Consider the following 10,461-nt stretch of genomic DNA (forward strand, 5'->3'; position numbering starts at 1 on the left):
TCACCCCTGTCGTCGGGGGGTGGTCGCTTCTGTCATCCGGCGGGCGGTCACTTCTTCTCGCCGCAGTGGGCCTGGGCGTTTATCTCGTCCCGGGTCATGACCTCGCCCTTGTGGGTGATGAACTCGTCGTCCCTCAGCTCGGCCGAGTCCAGCTCGGTGAGATCGACGTACCCCGATCCGCTCACCGCCTCGCCGTTCCTGACCTGCCTCGTGTCGACGTAGAACTCGTCCGGCAGGGCGCCGGACAGCTCCTTGGTCACTCTGGCGAAGCCGTGCGGACTGTTCACCTGGAAGACCCCGCCCCGAACCGCGGCCGTACGGGGCTCACGGGCACTCCAGAGCGTCTCGAAGCCGCCCGCCTCCTCGTCCTCCCTCGCAACCTTGATCTCCGCGCCCTCGACCGTCTCGCCGGGGCAGAGCGGCATGGCCACGAGGAGGCCGGCGCCCTCCATGCGGAAGCCGGAGTAGGTGATGACCGGCCCGTTGGTCAGCACGCACGAGGTGACGAGCATCGCGACCGGGAGCACCCCGGCGAGCGCACCGGCACACCTCCCCCAGCGACCGGCGCGCCGGCGCCCCCGGTCGGCCCCGCCCTCCCGACTCCGTACCTCGTCCCCCATGCCTGACGCCCCCTCCCGGACAGCTGTGTCCGCCCCAGGATGCCCGCGACACGGCCCCGGCGGGGTAACGCTTCGGCTGCCGGACGGGCGGCCCCATTGACGCCCCGGTGACCGGCGTCCTACCGTCCTCCCTGAATAGGAAAGTTTCCTAACAGAGTCGGCGAGGGCGGGGCATCCACGATGACGGGAACCACACCGGGCACCCCCCGGGTGCTGCGGGCCATGAACGACCGGGCCGCCCTCGATCTGCTGCTGGAGCACGGCCCCCTCTCCCGCACCCGGATCGGCAAGCTGACCGGCCTCTCCAAGCCGACCGCCTCGCAGCTCCTGGCCCGGCTGGAGGCGGCCGGACTGGTCGTCGCCACCGGGACCAGCGAGGGCCGCCCCGGGCCCAGCGCGCAGCTCTACACGGTGAACGCGCGCGCCGCCCATGTGGCCGGGCTCGATGTGAACGGCCGGCGCATCGTCGCCGCCGTCGCGGACGTGACCGGGGCGACGGTCGGCCGGTTCGAGCTGGCGACGCCCGGCCGGCGCGCCGACAGCGTGGTGCGCCAGGTGGCGGACGCGCTGGACGGGGCGGTGAAGGAGGCGGGGCTCACCCGCGCCGACGTCCACCGGGTCGTCATCGGCACCCCGGGGGCCTTCGACCCGGGCACCGGGCGGCTGCGGTACGCCTCGCACCTGCCGGGCTGGCACTCCCCCACGCTCCTGGAGGAGCTGGCCGCGTTCCTGCCGATGCCGGTGGAGTACGAGAACGACGTCAACCTGGTCGCGGTGGCCGAGCAGCGCCTCGGCGCGGCCCGCGGCCACGAGGACTTCGTGCTGCTGTGGAACGAGGAGGGCCTCGGCGCGGCCCTGGTCATCAACGGCCGCCTGCACCGCGGCTTCACCGGCGGCGCGGGCGAGGTCGGCTTCCTGCCGGTGCCGGGCACCCCTCTCGTACGCCAGGTCGTCAGGGCCAACAGCGGCGGCTTCCAGGAGCTCGCGGGCGCCCAGGCGGTGCCCCGGCTCGCGAAGGCGCTCGGCATCGAGGCCCCGCAGCAGCCGCACGCGAAGGCGGCCGCCGCCCTGCTGGAGCGGGCGGCCGCCGCGTACGAGCGGGACGAGGCGCTGACCGAGTTGCTGCGCCAGTACGCCCAGCGGCTCGCCACCGGCCTCGCCTCCGTCACCGCCGTCCTGGACCCCGGGCTGATCGTGCTCTCCGGCGGGGCGGTCGTCGCGGGCGGCGAGGTCCTGCGCTCCCTCATCCAGTCCGAGCTGGCCGAACTCGCCGCCTCCCGGCCCCGGCTGGTCGTCGGCGAGATCGACCGCACCCCCGTGCTGCGCGGCGCCCTGGAGAGGGCGCTCGCCGACACCCGCGACGAGGTGTTCGACACCTCGCGCTGAGCCCGTCGCTTCCCCGTCTCTGCCGTCCGCCTGCCTTCCCCCTCCCAGGGAGCCTTGTCATGCGCAGAAACCGTCTCACCACCACCACCGCCGTCGCCGTCGCCGCCGTCTCGGTGCTCGCCTCCGCGTGCACCGGCCGGACCGAGGCCGGGGCCACCGACGACCCGAAGGCGAGGACCACGATCAGCTTCTGGCACGGCTGGAGCTCGCCCGCCGAGGTCAAGGCCGTCCAGGACAACATCGACCGGTTCCGGAAGGCCCACCCGAACATCACGGTCAAGGTCTCCGGCAACATCAATGACGACAAGCTCAACCAGGCGCTGCGCGCGGGCGGTTCGAACGGGCCCGACGTGGTCTCCTCCTTCACCACCGCCAACGTCGGCAAGTTCTGCTCGTCGGGCGCGTTCGCCGACCTGAAGCCGTTCATCGACAAGTCGGGCCTCGACCTGGAGAAGACCTTCCCGAAAGTCCTGCTCGACTACACCCGGTTCGAGGGCAAGCGCTGCGCCCTGCCGCTGCTCACGGACGCCTACGGCCTCTACTACAACAAGGACGCCTTCAAGAAGGCCGGGATCACCGCGCCGCCGAAGACCATGTCCGAACTGGCCAGCGTGGCGAAGAAGCTGACGGTCGAGAAGGGCGACGGCTACCGGCAGCTCGGCTTCATGCCGAACTTCCACGGATACGAGACCGTCGCGGACCACTACCTCTCCTCCTGGGACCACTCGTACTTCGACGCGGACGGCAAGTCCGCCATCGCCAAGGACCCTGCGTTCGCGGAGATGTTCACGTACCAGAAGAAGCTGGTGGAGGACCTGGGCGGCTACGAGAAGCTGGAGAAGTACCGCGGCACGTTCGGTGACGAGTGGGGCGCCAAGCACCCCTTCCACACCGGTCAGGTGGCCATGCAGCTGGACGGCGAGTGGCGGCTCGGGATGGCCGAGGACGCCGGGGTCGGCTTCGAGATCGGGGTCGCGCCGATGCCCGTCGCGGACGACGAGGCGGACAGCTACGGCAAGGGGTTCCTCTCCGGCACCATCGTGGGCATCGCCCCGGCGAGCAGGAAGCAGAACGCCGCCTGGGAGCTGGTGAAGTACATGACCAGCGACACGCGGGCGGTCGTCGACTTCGCCAACGGCATCCGCAACGTGCCCTCCACCTTCGAGGCGCTGAAGTCGCCCGACCTGAAGTTCGGCCCGCGCTTCAGGACCTTCCTGGACATCGCCCAGCACCCGAAGTCCAGCACCCCGGACGGGGCCGTCAACGGCTCCACGTACCAGCAGACCCTCCAGGACTTCGGCTACCAGTACGAGAAGGGCGCGGTGAAGGACCTCCAGGCCGGTCTGGAGAAGACCGCGAAGCAGATCGACACCGACATCGCCAAGGCCGGGTCCAAGTAGCCGACGATGACGACCCACACACTCCGCCCCGGGCGGCGCACCCCCGCGCCGGTCGCGAGACGTAGAAGAAGAGCGCTGCGGAACGCGGCCTTCATGTCGCCGTGGCTGATCGGGTTCTCGGTCTTCTTCGCGTACCCGATGGTCTCGACGGTCTACTTCTCCTTCACGGCGTACGACGGGTTCGGCGCGCCGGTCTTCAATGGTCTGACGAACTGGACGTATGTCTTCCGGGACTATCCGATGTTCTGGCCGTCGCTGGGGAACACGCTCTGGCTGGTGGTCGTCATGGTCACCTGCCGGGTCGTCTTCGGGCTCGGCGTCGGGCTGCTGATCACCAGGATCAAGACGGGGACGGGCGTCTTCCGGACCCTGTTCTACCTGCCCTACCTGGCCCCGCCCGTCGCCGCGACCCTCGCCTTCGTCTTCCTGCTGAACCCCGGCACCGGCCCGGTCAACGCGATCCTGGGAGACCTGGGGCTGCCGACGCCCGGCTGGTTCAACGACGCCGCCTGGTCCAAGCCGGCGCTCACCATGCTCGCGGTCTGGGGCATCGGGGACCTGATGGTCATCTTCATGGCCTCGCTGCTGGACGTGCCGACCGAGCAGTACGAGGCGGCCGAGCTGGACGGCGCGTCGGCCTGGCAGAAGTTCCGCTTCGTGACGCTGCCGAACATCTCGCCCATCGTGCTGTTCGCCGTGGTGACGGGCGTCATCCAGGCGATGCAGTACTACACACAGCCGCTGGTGGCCGGAAAGGTCGCCTCCGGGGTCATCGGCGGCTCCGGCCAGTCCTTCGAACCCGGCTATCCCGACAAGTCGACACTGACGCTCCCCCAGCTCGTCTACAACCTCGGCTTCCAGCGCTTCGACTACGGCGCGGCCTGTGTCGTCGCCCTCATCCTGTTCGCCCTGGCCATGGCCTTCACCGCGCTGCTCCTGCGGGGCCGCGACAACCTGATCCAGGCGGGTGACTGAGCCATGGCCCAGCTTCTCGACAAGCCCGCCGCGGCCCCCGCGAGCGACCGGCCGACGCCCGCCGCGCGCACCGCGCGCCGCAAGGCGCTGCTGCACTGGATCGCCGTCCACTCGCTCGGGATCGCCGCCGCGCTCTTCTTCGTGCTGCCGTTCGTCTTCGTGGTCCTGACCTCGCTGATGAACGACCAGCAGGCGCTGACCCGCGACCTCACCCCCGACACCTGGGAGTGGGGCAACTACGCACGGGTCCTCCACACCCCCGGCTTCCTCACCTGGTGGCGCAACACCCTCCTCTACGCCGGGCTCGGCACCGTACTCACCGTGGTGTCGTCCATCCCCGTGGCGTACGCGCTGGCGAAGTTCCGCTTCCGGGGCCGCAAGCTGTCGCTGATGCTCGTCATCTCCATGATGATGCTGCCGCCGCAGGTCGTGATCATCCCCATGTACCTGTTCTGGGCGAAGCAGATGGACCTGTCCGGCACCCTGTGGCCGCTGATCATCCCGATGGCGTTCGGTGACGCGTTCTCCATCTTCCTGCTGCGGCAGTTCCTGCTGACCATCCCGAACGAGTACCTCGACGCGGCCAGAGTGGACGGCTGCGGCGAGTTCCGAACCCTGATCAAGGTCGTCCTGCCGATGGCCAGGCCCGGCGTCGCGGCCATCGCCCTCTTTCAGTTCTTCGCCGCCTGGAACGACTACTTCGGACCACAGATCTACGCCTCCGAGAACCCGGCCGCCTGGACGCTCAGTTACGGCCTGGAATCCTTCAAGGGCGCGCACCACACCGACTGGAACCTGACCATGGCCGCGACCGTTCTGGTCATGGCTCCCGTGATCGCCGTCTTCTTCTTCGCTCAGAAGGCATTCGTCGAGGGCGTCACACTGACCGGAGTAAAAGGCTGACATGAAGCTCGCAGTAGTGGGTGGCGGGTCCACCTACACCCCTGAACTGATTGACGGATTCGCCCGGTTGCGGGACACGCTGCCGGTCGAGGAGCTGGTGCTCGTCGACCCGGCGGCCGACCGCCTCGAACTGGTCGGCGGCCTCGCCCGGCGGATCTTCGCCAAGCAGGACCACGCCGGGAGGATCACGACGACCACCGACCTGGACGCGGGCGTGGCCGGCGCCGACGCGGTCCTCCTCCAACTGCGCGTCGGCGGACAGGCCGCGCGGAACCAGGACGAGACCTGGCCCCTGGAGTGCGGCTGCGTCGGCCAGGAGACCACCGGAGCCGGCGGCCTCGCCAAGGCGCTGCGGACCGTGCCGGTCGTCCTGGACATCGCGGAGCGGGTGCGGCGCACCAACCCGGACGCCTGGATCATCGACTTCACCAACCCGGTCGGCATCGTCACCCGGGCCCTGCTCCAGGCCGGGCACAAGGCGGTCGGCCTGTGCAACGTGGCGATCGGCTTCCAGCGCAGGTTCGCCCGGCTGCTGGACGTGAGCCCCGCCGAGGTCCACCTCGACCACGTGGGGCTCAACCACCTCACCTGGGAGCTGGGCGTGCGCCTGGGCGGCCCGGACGGCGAGGACGTCCTGCCGAGGCTGCTGGCGGAGCACGGCGACGCGATCGCGGACGACCTCCACCTGCCGCGGAAGCTCGTGGACCGGCTCGGCGTCGTCCCCTCGTACTACCTGCGCTACTTCTACGCCCACGACGAGGTCGTACGGGAGCTCGGCGCCAAGCCGTCCCGGGCCGCCGAGGTCGCGGCGATGGAGAAGGAGCTGCTGGCGATGTACGGCGACCCGGCGCTGGACGCGAAGCCCGAGCTGCTCGCCAAGCGCGGCGGCGCGTTCTACTCGGAGGCGGCGGTCGACCTCGCGGCCTCCCTGCTGGGCGGCGGCGGTTCGCCGGTCCAGGTGGTGAACACGTACAACAACGGGACGCTGCCGTTCCTCCCGGACGACGCGGTGATCGAGGTGCAGGCCCGGGTGGGCCACGACGGCGCGGCCCCGCTGGCCGTCCCGGCGCTGGACCCGCTGTACGCCGGTCTGATCGCCAACGTGACGGCGTACGAGGACCTCGCCCTGGACGCCGCGCTGCGCGGGGGCCGGGACCGGGTCTTCCGGGCGCTGCTCGCCCATCCGCTGATCGGCCAGTACGACCGCGCCGAGCAGCTCACCGACCGGCTGATCGCGCACAACCGGGAGCACCTCGCGTGGGCGTGAACGTCTCGGTCGTCGCCGTCGACGCGGGCAACAGCAAGACCGATGTGGCGTTGGTCGGCGCGGACGGCACGGTGCTGGCCACGGCCCGGGGCGGGGGCTTCCAGCCGCCCGTCGTGGGGGTGGAGTCGGCGCTCGACGTGCTGGGCGCGGCCCTGGAGCACGCCTTCGCGGCGCTGCCCGGGCCCGTCGGTTCCGTCGGGCACCTCTCCGCGTGCCTGGCCAACGCCGATCTGCCGGTCGAGGAGGCCGAGTTGGCGGCGGCCCTTCAGGCGCGGGGCTGGGGCGCGTCGGTCCAGGTGCGCAACGACACCTTCGCGATCCTGCGCGCGGGGGTGGACGAGCCCCGGGGCGTCGCGGTGGTGTGCGGGGCCGGGATCAACTGCGTGGGCATGGCGCCGGGCGGCCGGACCGCCCGCTTCCCCGCGATCGGCCGGCTGTCCGGGGACTGGGGCGGGGGCCTGGGGCTGGCGGAGGAGTCGCTGTGGTTCGCGGCGCGCGCCGAGGACGGGCGGGGCGAGCCGACCGAGCTGGCCCGGGCGCTGCCGGGGCACTTCGGGCTCGACTCGATGTACGCGCTGATCGAGGCGCTGCACCGGGGCGGGGTCCCGCTGACGCGGCGGCACGAGCTGACGCCGGTGCTGTTCGCCACGGCCGCCGCCGGGGACCGGGTGGCGAGCGCCCTGGTGGAGCGGATGGCCCAGGAGGTGGTGGCGATGGCCTCGGTCGCGCTGACCCGTCTCGGGCTGCTGGAGGAGGAGGCGCCGGTGCTGCTGGGCGGCAGCGTGCTGGCCGCGCGCCACCCGCAGCTGAACGACCGGATCGCCGAACTGCTGGCGGCCCGCGCCCCGAAGGCGGTGGTGCGGGTGGTGTCGGAGCCGCCGGTGCTGGGGGCGGCGCTGCTGGGCCTGGACCGTACGGGGGCGGGGGCGGAGGTCCACCGGCGGCTGCGGGAGCAGTACGCCTGACCTCTCCCGGCCCCACCGCCGAGGGGCGTGCCGTCGCGTTCGCGCGGTGGGACGCCCCTCGGCGGTGGGGCGCCCCCTGGGCGGTGACGGGCCCCCCGTTGGTGGAGGCCCTCGTTCGAGGGAACCCGGCCGGGCGAGGGAACCGATCGGCCGCGTCGTACGTGTACCTGATGGGGAGTCCGGAACGCTTGGGGACGGCTGGGCAGTTGGGGGATGCCGCGGGACGGGTCCGGAGGCGGTTCGGGAGAGGCCCGGCACGGTGGCGGGTCGCTTATGAGGATGTATCGGGGCACCTTGCGCCGATCGCCTTGATCGGCCGCGTCCGCCCTGATCGAATGCGTGGACCGACGCAGGGGTCCGGGCGTTCACCGTGTGGACGTCCGTCCCTGCGGCCATACTTCTGGCCGGGCGCCGGCCCCGGTGGGCCGGGGTCCGGGGCATCGTCAGTGACCGAGGGGGAGGTCGAGTGACACACCCGCCGCAGGGCGGCCCGCAGACGCGGCGCGCGCCGGAGCAGGCGCTCGCGCCCGCGCCCACCGGCCTGCCCGCACAGCGCCGGTCCGCCTGGGCCGTGCAGAGCCGTCGGCTGCGTGCCGCGGCGACGACCGAGCCCGGCCGGCTCCAGGTCATCGGGGCCGTCCTGGCACTGCTGGTCGTGGTGTTCGGGGCGGTGACCGCGCTGGAGATCTCGCAGCGGGCCTCCGCCGCCGACGACGTGGTGGGCCGCAGCCAGCCGCTCAGCGCGGACGCGGCGAACATCTACCGCTCGCTGGCCGACGCGGACACGATGGCGGCGAGCGGATTCCTGGAAGGGGCGCAGGAGCCGAAGGCCGTACAGGATCAGTACCGCAAGGACATCGAGGAAGCGGCGCGGCTGCTGGTGAAGGCGTCGGCGAACACCGACTCCTCGACCAGCTCCTGGCAGGAGATCACCACGCTCAACGAGCTGCTCCCCGTCTACACCGGTCTGATCGAGCGGGCCCGCGCCAACAACCGGCAGGGGCTGCCGCTGGGCGGCGCGTATCTCCGGTACGCCAACCAGAAGATGAGCGACGAGCTGCTGCCGGCCGCCGAGCGGCTGTACGCGGCGGAGACGGGCCGGCTCGACCGGGACTCCTCCGACGCCCGGAAGTGGCCCTTCCTCTCGCTCGCCGCCGGACTCCTGGTGCTGGGCGCGCTGGTGTGGATGCAGCGCCGCAACTACCGCCGTACGAACCGGGTGTTCAACCACGGGCTGCTGGTGGCGACGGCCGCCGCATCGGTGGTGCTGCTCTGGCTGGCGGTGGGGCACACGGTGGCCCGCGCCGAGCTGCGCTCGGCCATGGCGCACGGGCAGGAGTCGCTCGACGTGCTCAACAACGCGCGGATCAACTCCCTGAAGGCGCGCGCCAACGAGAACCTGACGCTGGTGGCGCGCGGGGCCGTGCTGACCGCCGACGGCTCGGCCGATCAGTACGAGACGGACTACACCGCCGGCATGAAGGCCCTCGACGCGCAGCTGAAGAAGGCCGAGCGGCTCGCGGACGACGCGGGCGGCAGCGCTCCGGTCATCGAGGCGTCCAAGAGGGTCGCCGAGTGGCAGGAGCGCCACCGCAAGGCCCGCGCGACGGACGACCGGGGCGACTACGAGGGCGCGTTGAAGCAGATCATCGGGGCCGAGGACTCCACGGGGCAGTCCTTCCAGCAGGTGGACGCGGCGCTGGGGAAAGCCCTCGCCCATGAGCAGGGCGAGTTCACCGCGGCGGCCGAGGACGGGCGCGGGGCCCTGCGCGGCCTGCCCACGGGGGCCGCCGCGCTGGCGGTGCTGGGAGCGGTCGCCGCGATCCTCGGGATCAACCGCAGGCTCTCGGAGTACCGGTGAGAGGGGCAGCGATGGCCAGGGCGAGTACGTGGACGCGGCGGCGTGCCGCCGGGGGCGGGCTGCGCGGCTGGGGCGGCGTGACGGGGATGGCGGCGGCGTGCGCGGTCACCGCGTCGCTCACCCTGCTGCCGCTCTCCCTGCATGGCGACAGGGCCCCCGGAGCGGCCCCGGCGGGCGGCGGGACGACGACGGCCGTCCCGGTGCGGGCCGAGGCGTGCACCGAACCGGAGGCGAGCCTGCCGCCCTCGGGGGCGGACGGACCGGGCATCGAGAAGATCAAGGAGCGCGGCAAGCTGATCGCGGGCGTCGACCAGAACAGCTTCCGCTGGGGCTACCGCAACCCGTACACCAACGAGCTCGAAGGCTTCGACATCGACCTGGTGCGGGCGCTGGCCAAGGACATCCTGGGCGATCCGAACGCGGTGATCTTCCGGGCCATCCCCACCAACCAGCGCATCGCCGCCCTGGAGAACGACCGGGTCGACGTCATCGTGCGGACGATGACCATCAACTGCAAGCGGCTGGAGCAGGTCTCCTTCTCCACCGCCTACTTCCAGACCGGGCAGCAGGTGCTGGCCCCGAAGGACTCCGCCATCACGGGGTACGACGACTCGCTGAAGGGCAAGCGGGTCTGCTCAGGCGAGGGCACCACGGCGTACGAGGCGCTGGAGAAGGAGTCGTACGGGGCGATCTTCAAGGACGAGTTCGACGGCACCCCGCGCGACCGGGACCAGCTGACCGTCCCCAACCAGCTGGACTGCCTGGTCCGGCTTCAGCTCGGCGAGGTCGACGCCGTCCTCACGGACAACGCCCTGGGGGCGGGGCAGGCGGCGCAGGACCCGGCGGTGGGCCTCAAGGGCGACAAGCCGTTCACCACCGAGTACTACGGCGTCGCCGCCAAGAAGGGCGCCGACGATCTGGTGGCCCGGGTCAACAAGGTCCTGGTCGACTACCGCGCGGGCGGGAAGGACAGCGCCTGGATGAAGTCGTACCGCACCTGGCTGGCGGCCGGACTGCCCGGCATCACGGCCCCGCCGGAGCCGAAGTACCGCAGCGACTGAACCCCGGGGCGGCGGGGCGCGTA

General features: G+C 71.7%; 9 protein-coding genes. 8 read left to right on the forward strand and 1 reads right to left on the reverse strand.

The features are described 5' to 3' along the window. Positions 1-47 precede the first annotated feature (47 nt). Positions 48-620 (reverse strand): hypothetical protein, encoded by a 573-nt coding sequence (locus ACLJPL_RS03210; RefSeq protein WP_411079094.1) that lies wholly within the window; start codon positions 618-620, stop codon positions 48-50. 180 nt (positions 621-800) lie between these two features. Here ACLJPL_RS03210 and ACLJPL_RS03215 point away from each other — a divergent pair, with 180 nt between their 5' ends. From ACLJPL_RS03215 to ACLJPL_RS03250, 8 genes are all read left to right on the forward strand, one after another. Then, on the forward strand, positions 801-2,006 hold the full coding sequence (locus ACLJPL_RS03215; protein ID WP_411079095.1) for an ROK family protein: 1,206 nt from the start codon (positions 801-803) through the stop codon (positions 2,004-2,006). Between the two features lie 59 nt (positions 2,007-2,065). Continuing rightward, positions 2,066-3,406: an ABC transporter substrate-binding protein gene (locus ACLJPL_RS03220; protein ID WP_411079096.1), complete on the forward strand. Its 1,341-nt coding sequence runs from the start codon at positions 2,066-2,068 to the stop codon at positions 3,404-3,406. A gap of 6 nt (positions 3,407-3,412) precedes the next feature. Further along, the gene (locus ACLJPL_RS03225; protein ID WP_411079097.1) at positions 3,413-4,381 is read left to right on the forward strand and encodes a carbohydrate ABC transporter permease; all 969 of its coding nucleotides are present in this window, start codon (positions 3,413-3,415) and stop codon (positions 4,379-4,381) included. Positions 4,382-4,384: 3 nt separating this feature from the next. Beyond that, a complete protein-coding gene (locus tag ACLJPL_RS03230) occupies positions 4,385-5,284 on the forward strand; it encodes a carbohydrate ABC transporter permease (RefSeq protein ID WP_411079098.1) in 900 nt (299 codons plus the stop codon). Between the two features lies 1 nt (position 5,285). Then, positions 5,286-6,551: a 6-phospho-beta-glucosidase gene (locus ACLJPL_RS03235; protein WP_411079099.1), complete on the forward strand. Its 1,266-nt coding sequence runs from the start codon at positions 5,286-5,288 to the stop codon at positions 6,549-6,551. After that, complete coding sequence (locus tag ACLJPL_RS03240; RefSeq protein ID WP_411079100.1) at positions 6,542-7,516, forward strand: N-acetylglucosamine kinase; 975 nt, start codon at positions 6,542-6,544, stop codon at positions 7,514-7,516. Before ACLJPL_RS03235 ends, ACLJPL_RS03240 begins: the two co-directional genes overlap by 10 nt. Before the next feature lie 466 nt (positions 7,517-7,982). Continuing rightward, the gene (locus tag ACLJPL_RS03245) at positions 7,983-9,377 is read left to right on the forward strand and encodes a hypothetical protein (protein ID WP_411079101.1); all 1,395 of its coding nucleotides are present in this window, start codon (positions 7,983-7,985) and stop codon (positions 9,375-9,377) included. 11 nt (positions 9,378-9,388) lie between these two features. Then, a complete protein-coding gene (locus tag ACLJPL_RS03250; protein WP_411079102.1) occupies positions 9,389-10,438 on the forward strand; it encodes a glutamate ABC transporter substrate-binding protein in 1,050 nt (349 codons plus the stop codon). Positions 10,439-10,461 lie beyond the last annotated feature (23 nt).

The sequence above is a fragment of the Streptomyces sp. cmx-18-6 genome, assembly GCF_046548915.1.
In the GTDB taxonomy this organism is placed as follows: Bacteria; Actinomycetota; Actinomycetes; order Streptomycetales; family Streptomycetaceae; genus Streptomyces.